Source organism: Ornithinibacillus sp. FSL M8-0202, assembly GCF_037975285.1.
In the GTDB taxonomy this organism is placed as follows: Bacteria; Bacillota; Bacilli; order Bacillales; family Amphibacillaceae; genus Ornithinibacillus; species Ornithinibacillus massiliensis.
Genome location: NZ_CP150248.1, coordinates 289,085 through 309,938 on the forward strand (window position 1 = coordinate 289,085; position 20,854 = coordinate 309,938).

The window sequence follows — 20,854 nt, forward strand, 5'->3', positions numbered from 1 at the left end:
TTCCTCCTTTAATCATAGTAAGTTTCATCATTAATCATACTAAAAACAAGTTCACTATAGAGCACTTAGTGGCAGATTGGGCTTTTATAATTGCTTTGCAAAACAAGGTGTAAACGTATTATTTTTTATTATTTTCAATCAATTCTGTTTATTATCCTATCATGAAAGCGATTGCTAATCAACTATTAATTTTGCTCCTTTGACAAGCTAAAATAAAAAAGCCTTGCAAGGTGAACCGATTAGCTAGTATTGGGACACTAACTTTAGCGTTCAGACCGATTGCAAGGCTTTTATAAAGGATTATCGATAAAAAATGTTAAAACTTTCGCTTCATTTTCATCTACTGGAACAAATAGATGCGGTTTAGAACCTTGGAAACAAGCACTATCTCCTTTTTCCATATAATACTTTTTTCCATCATATAAAAGATAAATTGCCCCTTCGAGAATAAAGATAAATTCGTCTTGTGAGTGCGTATAGGTATCTTCACGAGCATTTAAATTCTTAGGGGTTACATGAACAATAGTCGGTTCAAATCCAGATAGTGATGAACGATTGGCAAGAAGCTCATAGGAATACCCCATATTTTCATCCCCAAATCTCGGCCTTCTACTGGACTTAGGTAATAAAACCAAGTCTTGTTCATTTTGTTCATCTAATAGCCATGAGAGAGAAACTTCGAGTACTTCACTGATTTTAGAAAGGGTTGCAATGGCAGATGCAGATTGCCCGTTTTCTATTTTCGATAGCATACTTTTTGAAATACCTGCTTCATCTGCAACTTGCTGCTGAGTCCATTTTTTCCGCAGGCGCATTTCTTTTATTTTCTTCCCGATTGTTTCCAGATTAATGATTTTTCTCTCCCCTCTTGTTGTTGCAAATCTTTCTTCTATCATAGATTAGAGATAAATTGCTAGTCAAGAGTAGGATAGATTTTATACGTTAGCTAACTTTATCTTTATTAATATTACTTGATACCTTTGGTTTCGTTACAAAAATATAAATAGACAATAGGATACAGAATAATAAGCTAATACGGAAAACGGTATCTAAGTCATAGTCATCTTCCTACATTCTACCACTGATAACGAAATTTAGTTTTTAATTATATGAGTCAATTTCATAATTGCTCTTTTTAAAAATACAGAATCCTACAGAATTTCTAAAATGTATTTTTAAAAACAGAAATCATGCTACTTGTTGCTGATTTAATTGTACATTAATTCGGTCTGCGGCTAACTTTGAAGCATTATAAATAAGGGTTACCATGTCAAAATGAATTTTTGCACGTTTCCCAGTACGATAGCGAACATTGTTCAGTTGAAAGAATTCTTTCAGATAGGCATTAACCCGTTCTACGGCAGTACGACGTTTGAAAATGTTTTTCCATGCTTGTGACCCGCGTGCTGGTGCGGTATATCTGCGAAGGTCTGAAGTGATTTTCACTTTATAAACCTTTTGGCAAATACCTTCATTAGCTAAGGGACAGTCGCTGCATTCCTTTGGTCTTGTGTATTTCAATGTTTCATATTTAGGATCAAAACTATCATAACGATAAGAATGCTCTCTGAAACAAGTTGGGGCAAAGTGTTTATCATAGCCAATGATTTCCCCTTCATTTCGCTTATTATACGCGATGACGGATTGTTGTCCCATTCGATGTACCTGCTCGTATATGGGTTCATAGTCATAGCCCGCATCCATTGTTTGATAACGTAATGGAAGGTGAAGGCGTTCCTGAATTCCTTTCAGTAAAGGGATAGCTGCCTTACCATCATTTAGACTCCCAGATGAAAAAAGAGCCTGTAGAATGTATTGGCTTGATGTACCAACGGCTAAATGACCTTTGTAGCCAAACCAAAAAACATTTTGTCCTTCTGAGTTCTTTTTCACGCCCCATTTAGGGTCTTGGGGAACTTCGGCACGTAGTTCGGCTAGGGGAACATCTAATTGGGCCACAATTTTTCTATCATATAAAGGTAAATTGGCTTCCGTTTCAGCTTGTTCTTTAAGCCACCCGTCACGCTCATCTTTTGATTTCCGACCACGTTTTTGGGGTTCAGATTTTGGCTTTTCTTCTTTTGGCTGCGCTTGGTCTCGTGCTTCAAAATGGGTTGCATCAATGGCCACTGTATCATCCGTGATGAAACCTTCTGCAATAGCCTGGAGGACCACTTTTTCTTGTTCTTTCTCAAGGATATCGCTTTCCTCCAATTTCGTTATGAGACGTGAATAGGAGGATTCTGAAGGCACATGATCAGAAACCAAAAAGCCACAATTTAACTTAAAAGCTAGATCATCATGAAGACGTTTTATAAGATCCTTCATCGTAGGGATGCGCTCTATGTATCTTACAAAGGTGGAGATAATCATGGCTGCATAGTTTAGTTCTTCCGGTGCACCCAACCGTGATTTTTTCGCCACTTGATGGTACATCGAATCCAAATCTACCGCTGAAATAATGGCTTCATATTTTTGGGTAGGTTCCATGTCAAATAATTCCTGTATGCCAAATAGGCTAGGTTGTCGTATAATAGTCATAAGAAGTACTCCTCCAGTCTTTTTATGGTTTGTGGTCAACTACCATTATACAAGATTTGGGGAGGTACTTCTTTTTTTATCTCTTAAACCCCTTGATACACAAGGGCTAAGAATTATGAAATTCATTCATATGTAAAATAAAAAGGATTGTGATTTTACACCTTAATCACAATCCTCCTATATTAACCTGTTCCTTCTACATAAGCTAACGATCGACTAGGAAGTTTTTTTCCTAGTTTGTTTTGGATAAAAATAGAAGCTTCTTGAACCTTTTTATCCTGTATACCTGTGCTTATCCCTAACCCATGTAATAAATATAAGACATCATTTGTTGCGACATTACCTGCTGCACCCGGAGCATAAGGACAGCCTCCTAGTCCACCAATTGACGTATCAAACCTCGTTATTCCATAATTTAATGCGGTCATGATATTAGCAATCGCCATTCCTCTGGTATCATGGAAATGCATGATTATTTTTTCTTTTGGAAATCGCTTCAGTATTTCATCCAGTAGTAGTTCTACTTGAGAGGGTACTGCTGAACCAATCGTGTCCCCTAGTGAAATATCATCCACACCACTTGTGATTAATTGATCACATACTTGCATAACCTGAGTTGGCGTTATTTTCCCTTCATATGGACATTCAAATACTGTAGAAACATAGCCCGTAACTTTTTTCTTTTCTTTCTTCGCCTCATCAATAACTTGCTTTAGTACAGGATAGGTTTCCGTTATCGATTTGTTGATATTCTTTACATTATGGGTTTCACTCGCTGACATAAAAACAGACGCTCCGTCTATACCTGCTTCTAGTGCATTCTCCAACCCTCTTATGTTTGGGACTAACGCCGAATACACGACAGCAGGATTACGCTTAATCCGCTTCCCAACCTCCTTAGCATCTGCTAAGGCTGGGATCCATTTCGGATTAACAAATGAAGAGTATTCTATTTCTGTTACTCCCGTATTAGAGAGCATATCTATCCATGCCACTTTATCGTCTGTCGTGATAAACTGTTTTTCATTTTGTAGACCATCACGAGGGCCCACTTCTTTTAACTGAACAAAATCTGGTCTTTTTCCCACGTATTCCCCTCCTTTTTATTGATGACAAAAGCCTCCTGTTTCCGATTACATGTATATAAGTAAAATATGTGAAAAATAAAAAATCGTTTTTATTATTTCTTATTCAATATTGTATCCTTTTATTCAACTTTGTTGAATAAAGTTTAACCTACTATAATACATTATGTCAAACCGTTATTTTTAAATTTTTTGATTTATAAGTATTATTTCTAGATACTGCTTTTTCGCTGTGTATTATCTGTATGGCCTTACGTTTTATGTATTCTCACTTAAGAGCTTTTGGCGTTTTAGAACTTTTATACAGTGATATAGACTGATCCTCCTTATCCACTTATAACTACATAAGAAGTGACATATATAATCAATTATGCAATTTACATTGAATATAGTATGATAGATAAGGTATGTAATACCTTGTAAGTTCTATAGGGAAAGGAAATAGACATGAGCATAAAAGATGAAGTAGCAAAGCGAAAAACATTTGCAATCATTTCCCACCCAGATGCTGGGAAAACAACATTAACTGAAAAATTATTATTATATGGAAATCTAATTCGTACTGCCGGTACGGTAAAGGGTAAAAAATCTGGTAAATTCGCTACATCTGATTGGATGGAAATCGAAAAACAGCGTGGTATTTCCGTTACCTCCAGTGTAATGAATTTTCCATATAAAGATTTTCAAGTAAATATTCTCGATACTCCTGGACACGAAGATTTCAGTGAGGATACGTATCGTACACTGACAGCTGTCGATAGTGTTGTTATGATTATTGATTCGGTAAAAGGTATTGAACCACAAACAATTAAATTATTTAAAGTATGTAGAATGCGTGGTATTCCTATTTTTACGTTTATTAATAAATTGGACCGTGAAGGTAGAGAACCCTTCGAACTATTAGAAGAGATTGAGGAAGTTCTGGAAATCGAAACATACCCTATGAACTGGCCTGTCGGTATGGGGAAACGTTTCCTTGGTATATTCGATAGAATGAATCAACAATTTATTAAATTTAATGGTAATGAAGCTGAATCTCACATTCCGTATGGAGAACTAGAGAACGAAGATAATCAAGCTATGATTACCACAAGCGAATTTGAGGCCGCAAAAGAGGAATTAGCATTATTAGATGAGGCTGGTAACCAATTCTCATTAGAAGCTGTTTTAAACGGAGAGCAAACACCAGTATTTTTCGGAAGTGCACTAGCTCCCTTTGGTGTCCATGACTTTTTTGATACATTTATAAAGCTTGCACCGTCACCCCAAGCTAGAAGGTCAACTGAGGGAATTGTATCCCCGGATAATCCTGATTTCTCTGGATTTATCTTTAAAATTCAAGCGAATATGAACACTAAACACCGAGACCGGATTGCCTTCGTTCGCGTTTGCTCTGGTAAGTTTGAACGTGGTATGAGTGTGAAGCTATCCCGTACAGGTAAAGTATTTAAGCTATCACAATCGCAACAAATTGTTGCTTCTACCCGAGATACAATCGATGAAGCTTATGCTGGAGATATTATTGGAATCTATGATCCTAATGCCTATCAAATTGGAGATACATTACTAGAAGGAAAGGCAGCTTTTGAATTTGATGAACTTCCAAAGTTTCCACCTGAATTATTTAAAAAAGTAATGGCAAAAAATGTTATGAAGTCGAAACAGTTCAAAAAAGGAATTGAGCAGCTTGTACAAGAAGGAGCCATTCAACTATTTAAAGACAAACGAACGGAGTCCTATATTCTCGGAGCAGTAGGTGAATTGCAATACGAAGTGTTTAAATACCGTATGGAAAATGAATACAATGTAGAGGTTATGTTTGAATCGATTGGGGAACGGATACCTCGATGGTTGAAGGCAGAACAGGTAAAGGAATCGCTATTTGATGATCGTAATTTACTTGTTCGTGATCGTAACGATAATTATCTCGTCCTATTCCGTAATGAGTTTGCATTGAACTGGTTTAAAGATAATCATAAGGACATTGAGTTAATTGATTTGTTTGAAGTTAATTCGTATGGCCAAGTTAAATAAAATAGTTTTTAGTAGGAAAACGATATTCAACTAACAACTTGAATGATATAACGTGCACCTCACACGGCTCCGGAAATAACGCTTGCTAAAGCTGTTAAGCTAGGCTTCTACATTTATTTTCGGAGCTGTTATCGTGCATCGTTGTATTTACTCAAGAGTCGCTTTTATTCCACTCTTGATAAAACACTTCTACACTAGGGAAGCGTTTGTTTCGATCCTTTTCCACCGCCTTAATGGCAACCTCATACAGCTCTCTGCCAGCTTCCCATTTATCATATGAACGATTTAATTCTCCACCTAATAGGGAAAAAGCCATCGCTCCCATATTAAAGACGTTTGTGCTGCCGTCTATTACAGCACCTAATTCAAATTCTTCTGGGGACATGAATCGAGATGAGCCCCACATCCTCCCCATCGTGTTTATATATGGCTTTTTCCGATATAAATCAATATCACAAATTTTAAGCTGGTAATTCGTGAAATCATATAATATACTTCCATCATAAAAATCAATGGCAACATATCCATGACGTTCAACATGAACGTGAAATTCCAAAATTTGCTTAAAAGCTGCCAGTCGTTTTTCTATAGGCAATTGTTTAAACCGGAAGAATGGTGAATCAGGATGTTCATATTTAAGTGGTGGTGGGAAATTCCAGTGATTGTGTAAAACTTCTCCACCAAACCAATCAAATAAAAGACAATATCCATCCCCCACTTCCATATGATCCAATAAATTGACTAAAGAAGCATGGGATAGGTCTTGATAAATTCCAACCGATTGTTTAAGATTTTGAACTGCCAATTCTGGAGAAACGGAACCATGAAGAGTCTCCGCTCCTGCATATTTCAAAAATCGTTTAACTCCTTCGCTTTCTACTCCAAAGCTTATATTACCAGAATCTTGTTGATCAAATACTGCAAAGACTTGACCAAATCTGCTTAACCAAATAAAGTTATAATCCGCTTTTAGTTGAATGGAAATATCCTGATTTAACTGTTTTTTTATCATATGTACTCCTTCTTATTCGAACTAATGAATGTAAGCTTTGACTTCAGAAGAAAAAATGAAGTTGTCTTTTGCATTAATTAGATAATTTATAGGAAAGTTCCCCTCTTTCAAATGACCAATTCATTTCTCTTATCACAGTATATGAAACATCGGGAGGAATACGTTTTAATACTGTTTCCGAAACGATCAAACGATTTAGATGTAATGTGTTAGCAATTTGGATAATGGAAGCATTATCTCGTTTAAAATTAGGCCCTAAACTATGTAATGCTTGCTCAATCGCATCTTGTTCAGTAGGATAGATAAACGGAAACATAGCTCTTCTTAAAAAAGTACTAGTAATACAGTTCATATACGTTGCTTCTCTATCAACCTTATGAAACAATCTCTCTGTAGTAAAATCGGCAAGACCTACCCCTTGTGCATTTCCATGTGAAGCACTTGATAAATCTAGTACAACTATTCTTTTAATTCTTGGCTCTATTGGTTCTTCTATTCCATCAATCCGTAGTCTTCCGATTATATTCGGATCCATCCCCGTACCACTATAGTTTTTTCCCATCTCTTCGACGATTAATAAATCAATATCCTTAATGGGTAAGGAAGGCATTAGTTCTTTTGCTTTCTTCAATAGTTTAGCCTCTTCTTCATGCCAATTATCTACCGAGACCCCCTGGATAATTGCGGTCTGGTCATAACTGTCTTCTACGGCAGCAAGCCCCATACGAATAGGAGAATTTTCTAGTGCCACTTTCGAGCCTTCGACAAGATTATATTCCATCCTATCTGCTCCCTGACTATGAAAGAAGCTTGCACCTTTTTGCTTCCCTAAGCCAACCAACACCATCTTACTTAAACCACTTTCTATCTTGCCGCTAAAAGCTGTATGAGACTTGATTCGATTAATCACTATAATCGCATCCGCCTGATAGGCTAGCTTGTCCATATAGATTGGGAAATCATCATGTATTTCTCCAACTTTAACGACTTCCATAGACGATCGAATTGGCGCCCCAACTGATTGTTCAGTAATCCCAAGATGTTCTAATACCCGAACCTGTCCTTCTGCTGTTGCCCCGCCATGGCTTCCCATGGAAGGAACAATAAAAGGTCGCAGCTTCTTGCTTTGTAAATACAAAACAATTTCTTTTAATATTTTGACTATATTATCTATACCACGACTTCCAGCTGTAATAGCTACCTCTGCTCCAGGAGGTAAATCATTTATACTACTATTTTGTTTCATCTCATTCCATATTATATGTTTCAAGTTTTTTAACTTAGAAGATTTAAATGACTGTTCAATTTCATATAAAATCATAGTACCATCTCCTAATCGATAGGTTTAATTATCAGTATACATGATATATTCTGTACATTCATTAAAATGCTCCAAAGTAACCATACTTTGGGTAAGAGGCTTGAATATGGGGTATATTATAGGCGGAGGTGTGTATCTTGGATAGAGATTTACGTGAATATCGTACCGGTCAAGGTGTACCATTATCAGGGTCCTATATGTGTCAGTCAGGGGCAACGGCAAAATTAAGTAAAAACGAAGTATTTCCACAATGTCCTGTAAGTAAAGAGGACACATATTGGAAACATCATCAAGAAAGATAAAAAGTGATAAGAAGAACTATTGTCCTTGTTATGACAAAGTTCTTCTTAATTTTGGACCTATAATTATACTAATTCCTTTCCAAGCATAACATCCCTTGCCCATTTAACAGATTGTTTATAGAGATTATTGAAGGACTTAGCATTAATCCCTAATTCCCCTGCTAATGCATCCATTTTGGACCATTCTCCTTTTTCCGCAGCACAAACTAAGTTTTTTACAGAAGTTAATGAGGTTTCTTTCCCTAATAATGTATCTTTAATAACCTGCTCGAGAGGAAGATTCTTCAAGATATGAATTAAAGGTTGCTTATAAATCGTATCTACTAATGAAAAGAGACCCGTTAAAAATAATCTTGAACTATCTTTACGATTACCTAGGTGAAGTGCTATTAATTCACTCGCCTTTGCTCTTGTTAAACTAAGTTTTATGACTTCTTCTGTTAACCGATCTGATTTATCGTATCGTTCTCGAAATGATATGACATAGATCCATTTTCTAAGTTCGATTAGGCCCAATAATACGATGGATTGTTTAATAGATTTAATCTCATACACGAGTCCGATGGCTGGGGAATTAAGTAATCGTAATAGTTTATAGGAAAGGGACACATCGGACTCAATATATTGTGTAATTTTATCAATATCTGGTTCTTCCTTAGAAAGCTCCGAGATAAGAATGAATAGGTTATGGTGCAGTACAGGTAAGTCTCTCGTCGACAAGGTGACAGGTTTACTGAAGAAGTACCCTTGAAAATATGTATAACCATCTTTTACGCACTGTTCATATTCTTCTCTTGTCTCCACCTTTTCAGCTAGAAAGACAATGGATGTATCCTGAAGACGATTCATAATTCTTAGCTGTTCCGTTCTAATTGTTTTTTGAATATCAATTTTTATAATATCTGCTAAATGAATAAGCTTATGGAAATTCTCATCTTCTTCCCTACATTCAAAGTCATCCAATGCTATTCTGTACCCTAGTTTTTTTAAATTTTGACAGGTTTCTATGATTTGATCTGTCGGCCTAACCGATTCTAATACTTCAATTACCATTAGTTCAGGCTGCAAAAATGTAGGAATAGTATTTTCTAATAAAGTCTCAGTAAAATTAATGAAACAGGGTTTTCCTTCTGAAAGGTCATTAATACCAAACTGTAAAAAGCTATTAATCACTTCAGAGGTGGCATGATTATCATTCCCCGCCAAATATACATTCTCACGTTGGTTATCCCTATATAATAATTCGTAAGCAAACACTTCAAGCTTTTTATTTAAAATTGGTTGCCGTGCTACATATACTTCCATATTCCCACCTCATAAATACGAAATCCTAGTTGAATAATACCATATTACTGTCAAAAACAGACAAAATTTAAGGGTATTTCCCCAATATTATCAATTTTACTTTTTTTCAAACGCTTATGCATTACTTGAAATTATGTAAACGGTAGACACTATATCATCAATAGAATACGTTCTCTTTTCCATCCCCTTTCTTTTTTGCCAATACCCGCAACCTCAATTATACAATTTTATAATTTAATTACAAAATATTCATAATATCATGCTTGACTAATTCAATTATCGTGGAATGCAATAATATAAATGTTTTTTACAGCATTAGATCCTACTATTAATAAGTGGTAATCACTTTTTAGGCTAAAAGTCCCCCTTTACATTCGGTCCATATTTGTTTATAGTGTTTTTGTAACATAATTGCATATTATCGTTTGCACTAGGGGAGCTACTTTAAGTGGCTGAGAAGACATTGTCTGACCCTTATAACCCGATCTAGATAATACTAGCGTGGGGAAGTGTAGTTGGCCTTATGTTGTTCTTTTTTGATACTTTTGAACTCCTATACATAACCAAACTGCATTCCCACGGGATGCAGTTTTTTTGTTGCAAAAATTTTGAGGAGGAATTTATGATGAATAACGCTTGTGGTACAAGTAGAATTGCGGGTTGTCAGTTTACGCTTTTCCCAATGAGCAATCAGTTTGTAGAAATTATACTTACAGCTTTAGAAGAGGTGGATACATCAAAGGTATGGAAGGATACAGATGATGTTAGTACTTGTATACGTGGAAAGATGGTCCATATTTTTGATGTAACAAAAGCCATCTTCTTACACGCAGCAAAAACAGGGGAACATGTAGCAATGAGTGGTACTTTTTCAATTGGCTGTCCTGGAGATACTGATGCAGATGTCTATATGGATGAAACAGAAGAACCATTAAACGAAGAGCTTAGTGCTTCCATAACGCAACAGGCAGGCTGTAAATTTGCCTTATACCCATTGGGGAGAGAGGACTATATGGATACAATTTATCAACAAATTGATCTATCGAAGTCACGTGGCGTTACAGTAAGTGGAAGCCACTACGCAACACGCTTGGATGGCGATGTACATGCTATTTTCCGTACGATGCAGGAGGCCTTTCAACAAGTTCAAGAAGAGGTATCTCATGTAACCATGACGTTCACCATTAGTGCAAATAGTCCATCCAATAAATAAGGAGTAATGTCATGTCTAAAAAATGGAATTTAAAAGAAATTATATTAATGTCAATTTTAGGGGTTGTATTTGGGATTATCTATCTCTTGTTCTTTTTTGTAGGTCAAGGAATTACAACCTTACTTACCCCCTTGGGATTAGGTCCCTTAGGGTACGAATTTATTTTTGGTATTTGGTTCATTGTATCCATAATAGCTGCCTATATTATTCGAAAACCTGGTGTCGCATTAACCGCCGAGGTCATTGCAGCTGTTGTAGAAGTATTAATGGGAACTACCGCTGGTCCTACACTTATTCTGTCCGGCTTTATTCAAGGATTAGGTGCAGAGTTAGCATTTGCTTTAACAGGTTGGCGTAAATATACGTTACCAGTACTTATGCTTTCAGGAGTAACTGCTGCCTGTGTGAGCTTTGGCTATCATTTATTTGCCTCAGGGATTATAGCATTAGAAAGTTGGATTATTATTGCTTCTTTAATCATTCGAATTATTAGTGGTGCTATTCTGGCTGGGATATTAGGTAAATGGATTGGAGATCAACTGGCTAAAACTGGTGTATTAAGAGGCTATGCATTAGGAAAGGAATTACGTGAAAAACGTGAATCAAAAGTTGTATAACGAAGCAATCCAACCGTTAATCCAACTAAATAACTTTAGTCTTTGGTACGAAAATAAAGAGCAATCTCCAGTCTTAAACGATTTAACATTTTCTATCTATTCTAATCAAATTGCATTATTAATGGGGACTAGTGGTTCTGGAAAAAGTAGCCTCGCACTATGCTTAAATGGGATTTATCCTGAGGCAGTTGAAGGAATTTCTTCTGGTGATATCTATTTTGAAGGAAATCATATAACGAATTATGCCAAGGGAGAATTATCCCAGTATATTGGGATTGTATTCCAAGACCCAGAAAGTCAGTTTTGCATGCTTACTGTTGAAGACGAACTAGCCTTTACATTAGAAAATAAGAAGATACCTTCAAAGGAAATGCCTAATCGCATTAAAAAAATTCTTCAACTAATGAAGATGGAAAGCTACATGAAAAGAAACCTTCATGAACTATCTGGTGGAGAAAAACAAAAAATCGCATTAGCTGCTGTTCTTTTACTAGAACCAAAGCTAATCATATTAGATGAACCAACAGCAAATCTAGATCCCGTTTCTAGTTTAGAGTTTATTAACCTAGTACATCAAATAAAGCAGAAAACGAATACCGCTTTCTTTATCATTGATCATCAATCGGATGATTGGCTTCCTATTATAAACCGCTTATTAGTCTTAGGAAAAAATGGTACCTTGATGGCAAATGGTCAGCCAGATGAAATTTTTCAGGATATGGTAATGGAGCAAGAAGGTATATTTCTACCGAAAAAATACCAAGCACCTTATCCATTTGACAAACGATTAGTCGAACAGAAACAACGCATAATCTATTCTCTTGAACATGTATGTTTTAGTTACAAGGGAAAAGATGTCTTACAAGATATTCATCTTGAATTATTTCAAGGTGAAATGGTTGCGATTGTTGGCCAAAATGGAGCAGGCAAGTCTACCCTACTCCAGTTGATGTCCGGTCTATTAGTTCCTGATTCTGGAGAAGTGACATTTTTTGATAAACCATTAAGAGCATGGAAAGAGAATGAACTAAGAAGTAAAATGGGGTTTGTTTTCCAAAATCCAGAGCATCAATTTATAACTGACACGGTATATGATGAAATATCATTCAGTATGCGACTAAATGGTATAGCGGATGAATTAATAAACCATCGTGTATTAAAGCTTCTTGAACAGTTTAATTTGACTCATCTACAACATGCTAATCCTTTTTCGTTAAGTGGTGGACAAAAAAGAAGACTAAGTGTAGCAACGATGCTAGATGAAGAACCTTCCTTACTTCTATTGGATGAACCAACTTTTGGCCAAGATGCTCATAACACACGAGAAATGTTAGCAATTCTCTTACAGCTTTTAGAAAGCGGAACGAGTGTAGTCATGATTACACATGATATGGATCTTGCTGATTTCGCCGATAGGATAATCGTATTGGATCAGCAGAGACTTTGTTTCTCTGGTACACCAGATGAACTATGGATGCAACAGGATATTATTTCGAAAGCAAAACTGCGGTTACCATATCGCATGGAAAAACAATATAGAGTTGGTGAGCAACATGATTTCGTCTATTAATCCGGCTATCAAAGCGATTGCTATATTAATTCCTGGCGTACTACTCGGTTTAATGTATGATGTTATGACTCCACTTCTCTACTTTGTGTTTATTATTAGCATCACATTCTTACTCACGACGATATCCTTCAAGAAGTGGATAAAAATGTTTGCTCCCTTTCTTTTCCTTGTTTTGGGGCTTGCCTGGATGACGATGCTATATACAAGTGGACGTTTCTCTGGTGGTGATGTTTTATTTCATATTTTTATGTTTGAAATTCAAGTCGGTAGTGTCCTCACCGCGATAAGTCTAGCATTACGATCACTTTGCTTTGTTTCACTATCCCTATTATTTGCGCTTACGACCGATTCTACCAAGTTCATGTTAAGCCTGATGCAACAGTGTAAACTATCGCCTAGAATCACCTATGGTATTCTAGCGGGGTATCGTTTCTTGCCTACATTTAAACAAGAATTCGATACGATCAGAAAAGCACATCGGATTCGTGGAGTAGGAAGGGCAACAGGCATAAAGGAAAGATTACATCAGTTCCGTCGCTATATCATTCCCTTACTAGCAAATGGGATTCGTAGAGCTGAACGAGTAGCTATTGCGATGGAGTCCAAAGGATTTACTGGAGACCCCGACCGAACTTACTACCGAGAATTAAAGGTTAAAAAGAGGGATTGGCTATTTCTTTTGATGATGGTAGGTGTATTATTAGGGATAATGCTACTTTCTTACTATCTAGGATACTTTAATATTATGGGGTATAAAATCAAACCATGATGCTTTAATATAGTTTTTTTCGTGTAGGTTCCAAATAACTATAATAAGAATCTAGGATATAACTAAAAAAATAAATGTAATACCGAATGATGTGATCCGGAAATAGGCAAGGGAGGATTGGCCCCTCCCAGAACCCCAGTAATGCAACATCAAACATATTTTCGGAAGGGGTTATGAACTCATCATTCGGTTTTCTATTATAATAAGTAATTTTGCCCCAAACTCTTATGCCCCGTTTTATTTCTTATTTTCTTTCAATCTAACAAAACGCTCTAACTTATTCAGTTCGAAAAACAGCTCTATAATGCTATTAGCAATTGGAAAAACTTTTGCCCACTTTGAAAATTCTGCTCCTTGTAATTCCTCAATCAAATTATTGATGGTTACCTGCATTGCTGCCTTCGTCTCTTTTTGTAAATCCTTATCTAAAATGATCTTGTCCTCATACAAAAGCAATATATTCTCACAATAAGAATTAATCTCTTGTACCAGTTTTTTAATTAGAAACGATTTATTACTAGACATCATTTCTATATCATGAATATTCTTTTCTAATTCCCGAATAAGCGTATGTTTCTTACTTAGAACTTGAATCATATGTTTATAGATAATAATACTACGGAAAAAGCTTAACCGCTTCCTAATAAAAAGTCGATTTCTTTCATCCGATATTATCTCATAATAATTTTTAGCATCGTTGATTAATTTTTCCGCCTCTTTATCCTCTGCTCTCATTTGCGGTACACTCATCGTCTTATTCGATATGACCCGTAATAAAAAGTTGGTTTGTTCACTTGCCTTTTTAATTAACGAAAACAATATCTTTTTGTGATTTGGAGGCATGATTAGTGCGTTAATGATAAATGCAGATACAACGCCAATAGCTACTAAAGATAGACGTTCGATAATATACATATAACTAATTCCGTTATCTCCACCTAGCATCATTGTAATAATTGTTAAGACGGTCAAGCTTACAGTTTTATTCAGCCCGAGCTTTATATTAATAGCAATAGATATAATAACAATAGCCCCAACAGATAACGGATGATTACCTAATAAGAAATATCCACCTAACGCAAAGACTATCCCAACACTATTCGAAATAATAACTTCTTTTATATACGTATAAGACCTCATAATGGATGGCTGCATCGCTAATACTGCAGCAATACCTGCTACGATTTGTAGTTCTAAGTTTAACAATTCCGTAACAAGTAATGTTAATGCTACTGCTAGACCCGTTTTTACCATACGTGGGCCGATATTAAATTCCATGTTTTGCACCTCAAGTACTATTTATAAAGATAGACCTATTATAGATACTCCTCCTATAAAATTCAATTACTATTTTTAGTGTTCATTCGACAATAATATTTACATAATATGAAAAAAGGAGGCTGGGATAAAAAAATAATCATAAAGGAAAAACCGAATGATGAGCAACCGACCTCGCTCCGGAAATATACTTCGCTTTCACTTCCAGTACAGGGGCGACATCTGCTCGATAAAACCATCGCAGTGTCTACCTTGCCGCCGGGCGGCTGGTGAGCCTCCTCGTGCTACTTCTTTAGGGGTCTCACCTATGCCTTTCCTCCCGCAGGAGTCTACGTATATTTCCGGAGCTAGTATCGTGTATCATTCGGTTTTACATTTATTTTCATTATGTCCAGCCTTCTCAAGGCTTCAGAAATTTAATTATTTCCTTTTCCTTTATTTGTGTCCTTCTTATCCTTACCTTTTCCATTGTTGCCTTTCTCTTTATCAGTACCTTTATTCCCTTGGCTATTATTCCCGTCACTTTGTTCTGTAATAAATAGTCTTCCATCTGCTAATTGACGAGTTTCGTTACCGTAGCTATCCCTTACCTTAACCTCGATAACGGCACCTTCAGCAAGTACATTACTCGGTACTGTCCAATAACCGACATAATGTCCAGGTGTAGTTTCTACTAATGGAAGTTCAATAGGATTATAGGATGTCACCCCATTTAAATTGGTAAGCGGCATTTGAACGACAAAGGATGCTTTTAATCCAGGCTCACTATCAAACTCAATCTGAACACTTTGACCGACATGTAAATGTTGATCTTCAGCAGGTGTTAAATTTGTAATCTCTGGAGCTGTAAATTTCGCATAAACTGTAAACGTTTGAGTAGTTGTATTGCCAGCTGCATCGGTTGCAACTACTTCTATCGTATTTTCTCCTTCATCAAGCATGATTCGTTTTGAGAATTCTCCATCTTCCACAGAAGCCTCTTGTCCATTGACTGTGACCGTAGAAAGATTATCATCATGGACCGATCCCTGTACAGTTAATGTCTCACGATTTGTCTTTTGCCCATCTTCTACATTTACAACATTCAACTCAGGTGCGATCGTATCTAATGTTACGGTAACAACTTCAGAAGCTGACGCTTGATCGCCATTGACATAGGTTACGGCTTGTAGATTATTTTGACCTTCTTCTAATTCAATGTCGAAGCTAAATAATCCATCTTCACCAATTTCTGCTGTGCCTAATTCTGCATCATTATTCAATAAACTAACTGTTGTAGTAGGTGATGCTGCACCTTCTACAGTTACAGTAGCCTCATTAGTGAAAGTACCGTCTGCAGGAGAAGTGATTTCTGGTTTTTCTACTCCATACGCGACACGGGCACGAATCATATAATTTCCTTCATCAGCTGGTGACGACGACCATGATCCACCTACATATTGATAACTTCTTCCAGCATTTGGACCATTCTCATCCGTCGCTAATCCAGGTGCATTGGGATTTGGTGAAGTCTGAATATAAACCATATAGAAGTCACCATCTACTTGGATATTATGTTCTCTTAAATCAACTACAGTCCACTCGTTTAGATCACGAATTGCTTCTGCTTCAATTGGCCCTGCTAATTTTTCAGCTGGGAGTCCGTCAGCACCAGCACTCCATACTTCTACTGCAAAACCAGTTCCTCCAGGGGTTGGCCAATCTGTTCCATGGAATTGGAATACCCCATCTGTAACAATCGCTTGTTCTTGCCCTTCAGGTAGTGACATTTTTACTGCCCAACCATTACCAGCATCATAAAATACACGTGCATTTTCTGCCGTTCCATCATCATAACCAATTTCTCCACCTGGGATAGTAAAGAATGGTTCGAGTGCAATGTCTAATGTTTTATTCTCGTCAAATGTTACTTCCATTTCTTGCCCTTTATAGTCTTGAGCAATAACCTTTAATGTGTACGTTCCTTCATAAGCTGTAATAGAGAAGTTTCCATTTTCATCCGTTTTAACTGGTTCTACATTAGCATCTTCTACTAATAGAAGTGTTGCATCTACTATTGGATTACCCGATTGTTCGCTTGTAACAGTTCCTGAAACAGTTGCTTTTGGTAGTTCCTCTAGTACAAAGTTTGCTGTAGCTGTATCCCCTTCTGTTACTGTCACACTTTGTTCCTCTGCACGGAATCCATACGTTTCTGCTACCAAAGTATACGCTCCAGAAGGTAGTGTCATTTTGTATGTTCCATCTTGTGGATTGGTAGATACAGAGCGACCATTTTCAAGCACGGATACGATAGCTTCAAGTGGTAAACCACTCGTTTGATTATCACTCGTTTCTACAGATGCTTCTGCATCATCCTTAGCTGATTTAGTATTTGTTTTCTTTGCTAATTCCTTCTCTAACTTCGCTTCTTTTTCTTTTTCAGCTGCTTCATCTTGCTTTGTGAATTTCTTGCTAGCAGGATTATTCTCTAGGTTTAAGGAAGAGTCAGCTAATGCCACATCATCAATATACCAACCTAATCTTTCGACACTAGCATCTGAATAAGCATAAAACCCAACATAAATAGTTTGGCCTGCATATTCTGATAGATCGACTTCAGCATCCTGCCATTCCGTTGCACTACCATGGAATTCTGCTAATGTTGTCCAATCACTCATATTAGTTGATACAACAACTTCACCATAATCCCAAGCTCTTCCTGTAGACGATTGTTCGAATTCATGCCAGCTCTTAAACTGTAGATAAGCACCTTCATCCGGAACTTGTACTCCTGGCATAATAAGTGTTCCATCCATTCTAGATGGATATTGTCCATCTAAATTTGTTGCATACACATTCTCACCAGAAACCGCTTCATTTGGCCCGGACGTTGGTTCTCCGAGTTCCCAAACATTATTACTTCCAATGAGCGTCCAACCTTGAGGGTTATTTTCAAAGTCTTCAAAGTATCCAACTGTTATACCATCCGTAAGCGAAATGACGTATTCATCACTTTCTACCGTATTACCAGCATAATCAGAAACCTCCCACTTATAAGTGAAAGAATCCCCTGTAACTTGATTTCCCGGAACAACGACAGAGAAAGTAGCTTCTAAGTTGCTTCCAGATTCTAATTCAGCCTCTAGCGCTTGCCAATCACCATTTTCATCTTGATAATGTAAAGTTGCTCCACCAACAAGCATATTGTCTCGAACTAGCACATCTAGATTTAATGCCATTCCACTATATGCAATCTCAGGTGGTGTATGCTCAAATGTTGGAGGTTCAGAATCATTGTTGTATTGAGATTCATCTGTTAATGCAACTTCATCTATATACCAACCATCTCTTGTAACACTACCATCAGAATACGTGTAGAAGCCAATGTATACGCGTTGTCCTTGGTAATCCCTTAAATCAGCTTCAATATTACTCCATCCATCTGATGATCCTACAAATTGCTCTAAGGTAGTCCAATTTTCTAAATCTGTGGAAATGGCTAGATTTCCGTAGTCATATGCTGTACCGGAGGAGCTAATTTCAAATTCATGCCAGCTTTTAAATTGTAAGAATGAATCTCCTTCCGGTACATCAATTGGAGGCATGACTAAGTGTGCATCCATATTGTTCACGTATGGCCCAGCCACATTAGTTGCGTATACATTCTCTCCGACAAATGCCTCTTCTGGCCCAGAAGTTGGTGCACCCCACTCCCATGTATTATTGGAGCCTAACTTCTGCCAACCTAATGGATTTTCTTCAAAGTCTTCATAGTAACCATTTGTAATACCAGGTTTCACTTCAACACTATACTCATCTGTAACTACTTCATTATTACCGAAGTCATTAATTATCCAGTTATACGTGAATGTACCTACCTCAAGCATATCACCTGGAACTGTAACGACGTATTCACCAGCTTTATAATTTCCAGATACACGTTCGGCATCAAAGAGTTCATCTCCCGCTTGTAGCTGAACAGATGTGATGCTTACATTATCACTAACATGTATCGATAGTTCTAAATCAAGACCAGCATAGGTCTCTGAAGGAGCAGTATGCTCAAATTCAGGTGCTTCCGTATCCTCACCATCCATTGTCACTTGCCCTTCTATAGAACCAAGCCCTTCAGCGATGGTCGATACAGCAGCAAACGCGTCTACTATTCCATGTCCATAGCCATGGTTAGGACTTTCTGGATACTGGCTATCTGTTCTAGCAACAGCTGTATCCATTAATAATTGCTCCATATAATCAACTGAAATACTAGAATCCGCAGACCGCAATAGCGCGACTACCCCGGCAACGGCTGGAGCTGCCATAGACGTACCATTATAGCTACTATACCCTCCTCCAGGTACAGCGGAGCGAACCGCTACGCCAGGTGCCGAAACTTCCGGCTTAATTTCCCCATATGGCGATGGTCCTCTTAGTGAAAAGTTAGCTAGCATATCATTACTATCTGTTGCACCAACAGCAAACGATTCTGGGTAGTTTGCAGGAGTCGCTACAGAACCAGGACCACCTGGGTTAAAGAGTGTCGTATTACCTGCAGCAAATGCTGGGAATATTTCCGCTGCACGCCATGCAATGACAATATCCTGGTAAAATTCATTAATACCAGCGCCACCACCCCAAGAATTGTTCACAACATCTGGAGCCTTAGAGGCATCTCCACCTGGCTCCATAATCCATTGGCCAGCTGCAATTAGATCTCTGTCATATGCACCATCATCCGTGAAAGCTTGTACAGCTATCCATTTTGCACCAGGTGCTACTCCGACTTGGTTTGAACCATTTGGCTCGCTTCCTACCATAGTACCCATTGTATGTGTTCCATGACCATCATTATCATACGGAACTGTCTGACCATTTACTGGGTCAAAAAAGCTATAAGTATGGTCAACTTCACCTGTTGCAGCATTATATCCACGATATTTCTCCTTTAATGCTGGATGTTGCCAATCAACACCTGTATCAATGTTTGCAACTACTGTTCCAGCCCCATCAATACCGAGGCCCCAAACTGATGGAGCATTTACACGATCCACATTCCACTCAATGTTTTGCGGATTCGCTTTTGGAATATCATCAATAGCTATTTCAGTCTTAATCAACTGACGCTTTTCATTTGGTAGTATTTTTTCAACCTCTGGGAAATTAGCAATTTTTTCTGCAACTTCTTTTGTAGCTGTTACCGCTACCGCATTAACGATATAGAATGCTTCAATATCTTCCGCGTGTCCCTTTTGTGCTTCTGATTCTAGATAACTCACTACATTTTGTTGTGAAGAAATTGCTGTTGCTTTAAGTTCAGAAATAACAGCAGAGCGTTGCACTAATTCTTGATTAAAAGCTGACAATTTAGCACCTTGTGCCTTTGTACGAGCATCTTTGGCTACCTTCACCGGATCAGCTTTTTCCTTAAATTTAATTAAAAATGTAACTTTCTCATCTTTTTCGAACGATTTCGCTAAATTACTGTTAATTTTAGCCTCTGCTACTTCCTCCTTATTAACTAAGGAAGTGTGTGGTGAAGCATCTTTATTCTTACTTGCTTCAGCACTTGAAAAAGCTGGAGTAAATAATGAGAAAATCAACAAGACCGTTGCAATAATACTAAATCTTCTCGCCTGCTTTTTTCTTCTTTTCAAAGAATATTCCTCCCCCAAATACTATTTTTAAAACAAAAAAACCAAACTTGCCTCCTTTCCTCGAAAAGTAAGAAGATGTCTGGTTGCTAAATGCTCTATGTTGTTGTATTCACTATAATGGATTGGGTTTGTCATATTCCGTCGTATTTTGTCGTTGTTTTCCGAATATTT

At 37.3% G+C, this 20,854-nt stretch carries 14 protein-coding genes and 1 riboswitch; of the genes, 6 read left to right on the top strand and 8 right to left on the bottom strand.

Features of this window, described 5'->3' with window-relative positions; all coding sequences use genetic code 11:
* Positions 1 to 290: 290 nt before the first annotated feature.
* From MKY78_RS01440 to MKY78_RS01450, 3 genes are all read right to left on the bottom strand, one after another.
* The gene (locus MKY78_RS01440) at positions 291 to 896 is read right to left on the bottom strand and encodes an XRE family transcriptional regulator (RefSeq protein ID WP_339215634.1); all 606 of its coding nucleotides are present in this window, start codon (positions 894 to 896) and stop codon (positions 291 to 293) included.
* Between the two features lie 292 nt (positions 897 to 1,188).
* Entirely contained in the window at positions 1,189 to 2,541 is a 1,353-nt protein-coding gene (locus MKY78_RS01445) for an IS1182 family transposase (protein WP_107919837.1), read from the bottom strand.
* A 182-nt stretch (positions 2,542 to 2,723) separates the two neighbouring features.
* Positions 2,724 to 3,629 carry a hydroxymethylglutaryl-CoA lyase gene (locus MKY78_RS01450; RefSeq protein WP_339215636.1) on the bottom strand — a complete coding sequence of 302 codons (906 nt, stop codon included), beginning with the start codon at positions 3,627 to 3,629 and terminating at the stop codon, positions 2,724 to 2,726.
* A gap of 444 nt (positions 3,630 to 4,073) precedes the next feature.
* Between MKY78_RS01450 and MKY78_RS01455 the strand changes: the two genes are divergently transcribed.
* Positions 4,074 to 5,660: a peptide chain release factor 3 gene (locus MKY78_RS01455; RefSeq protein ID WP_339215638.1), complete on the top strand. Its 1,587-nt coding sequence runs from the start codon at positions 4,074 to 4,076 to the stop codon at positions 5,658 to 5,660.
* A 151-nt stretch (positions 5,661 to 5,811) separates the two neighbouring features.
* On the opposite strand, the gene MKY78_RS01460 is transcribed toward MKY78_RS01455, so the two are convergent.
* The gene (locus MKY78_RS01460; protein ID WP_339215640.1) at positions 5,812 to 6,672 is read right to left on the bottom strand and encodes a serine/threonine-protein kinase; all 861 of its coding nucleotides are present in this window, start codon (positions 6,670 to 6,672) and stop codon (positions 5,812 to 5,814) included.
* A 73-nt stretch (positions 6,673 to 6,745) separates the two neighbouring features.
* The gene (locus MKY78_RS01465; RefSeq protein WP_339215641.1) at positions 6,746 to 7,993 is read right to left on the bottom strand and encodes a lactate racemase domain-containing protein; all 1,248 of its coding nucleotides are present in this window, start codon (positions 7,991 to 7,993) and stop codon (positions 6,746 to 6,748) included.
* Positions 7,994 to 8,130: 137 nt separating this feature from the next.
* Here MKY78_RS01465 and MKY78_RS01470 point away from each other — a divergent pair, with 137 nt between their 5' ends.
* Complete coding sequence (locus MKY78_RS01470) at positions 8,131 to 8,295, top strand: hypothetical protein (protein ID WP_339215643.1); 165 nt, start codon at positions 8,131 to 8,133, stop codon at positions 8,293 to 8,295.
* Positions 8,296 to 8,358: 63 nt separating this feature from the next.
* Here the strand turns inward: MKY78_RS01470 and MKY78_RS01475 are convergent, their stop codons facing one another.
* A complete protein-coding gene (locus MKY78_RS01475) occupies positions 8,359 to 9,600 on the bottom strand; it encodes an HDOD domain-containing protein (RefSeq protein ID WP_339215644.1) in 1,242 nt (413 codons plus the stop codon).
* A gap of 422 nt (positions 9,601 to 10,022) precedes the next feature.
* Positions 10,023 to 10,125: riboswitch (TPP riboswitch) on the top strand.
* 97 nt (positions 10,126 to 10,222) lie between these two features.
* Between MKY78_RS01475 and MKY78_RS01480 the strand changes: the two genes are divergently transcribed.
* From MKY78_RS01480 to MKY78_RS01495, 4 genes are read left to right on the top strand one after another with little or no spacing between them, the layout of a single operon-like run.
* Complete coding sequence (locus MKY78_RS01480; protein WP_339215645.1) at positions 10,223 to 10,813, top strand: YkoF family thiamine/hydroxymethylpyrimidine-binding protein; 591 nt, start codon at positions 10,223 to 10,225, stop codon at positions 10,811 to 10,813.
* 11 nt (positions 10,814 to 10,824) lie between these two features.
* On the top strand, positions 10,825 to 11,430 hold the full coding sequence (locus tag MKY78_RS01485; protein WP_339215646.1) for an ECF transporter S component: 606 nt from the start codon (positions 10,825 to 10,827) through the stop codon (positions 11,428 to 11,430).
* Positions 11,402 to 13,000, top strand: a complete 1,599-nt coding sequence (locus MKY78_RS01490) for an energy-coupling factor transporter ATPase (RefSeq protein ID WP_339215647.1) — start codon at positions 11,402 to 11,404, stop codon at positions 12,998 to 13,000. The genes MKY78_RS01485 and MKY78_RS01490 overlap by 29 nt, the downstream gene beginning before the upstream one ends.
* Complete coding sequence (locus tag MKY78_RS01495) at positions 12,984 to 13,769, top strand: energy-coupling factor transporter transmembrane component T (protein ID WP_339215648.1); 786 nt, start codon at positions 12,984 to 12,986, stop codon at positions 13,767 to 13,769. The genes MKY78_RS01490 and MKY78_RS01495 overlap by 17 nt, the downstream gene beginning before the upstream one ends.
* Positions 13,770 to 14,006: 237 nt before the next feature.
* On the opposite strand, the gene MKY78_RS01500 is transcribed toward MKY78_RS01495, so the two are convergent.
* Together MKY78_RS01500 and MKY78_RS01505 are read right to left on the bottom strand one after the other, a co-directional pair.
* Complete coding sequence (locus MKY78_RS01500) at positions 14,007 to 15,047, bottom strand: aromatic acid exporter family protein (RefSeq protein ID WP_339215650.1); 1,041 nt, start codon at positions 15,045 to 15,047, stop codon at positions 14,007 to 14,009.
* 416 nt (positions 15,048 to 15,463) lie between these two features.
* On the bottom strand, positions 15,464 to 20,683 hold the full coding sequence (locus MKY78_RS01505; protein WP_339215652.1) for a S8 family serine peptidase: 5,220 nt from the start codon (positions 20,681 to 20,683) through the stop codon (positions 15,464 to 15,466).
* Positions 20,684 to 20,854: the final 171 nt, after the last annotated feature.

Coding starts and splice junctions, on each gene's coding strand:
- MKY78_RS01475 (WP_339215644.1), bottom strand. CDS start 9,600: ATGGAAGTATATGTAGCACGGCAACCAATTTTAAATAAAAAGCTTGAA.
- MKY78_RS01500 (WP_339215650.1), bottom strand. CDS start 15,047: ATGGAATTTAATATCGGCCCACGTATGGTAAAAACGGGTCTAGCAGTA.
- MKY78_RS01455 (WP_339215638.1), top strand. CDS start 4,074: ATGAGCATAAAAGATGAAGTAGCAAAGCGAAAAACATTTGCAATCATT.
- MKY78_RS01445 (WP_107919837.1), bottom strand. CDS start 2,541: ATGACTATTATACGACAACCTAGCCTATTTGGCATACAGGAATTATTT.
- MKY78_RS01480 (WP_339215645.1), top strand. CDS start 10,223: ATGATGAATAACGCTTGTGGTACAAGTAGAATTGCGGGTTGTCAGTTT.
- MKY78_RS01460 (WP_339215640.1), bottom strand. CDS start 6,672: ATGATAAAAAAACAGTTAAATCAGGATATTTCCATTCAACTAAAAGCG.
- MKY78_RS01495 (WP_339215648.1), top strand. CDS start 12,984: ATGATTTCGTCTATTAATCCGGCTATCAAAGCGATTGCTATATTAATT.
- MKY78_RS01440 (WP_339215634.1), bottom strand. CDS start 896: ATGATAGAAGAAAGATTTGCAACAACAAGAGGGGAGAGAAAAATCATT.
- MKY78_RS01485 (WP_339215646.1), top strand. CDS start 10,825: ATGTCTAAAAAATGGAATTTAAAAGAAATTATATTAATGTCAATTTTA.
- MKY78_RS01465 (WP_339215641.1), bottom strand. CDS start 7,993: ATGATTTTATATGAAATTGAACAGTCATTTAAATCTTCTAAGTTAAAA.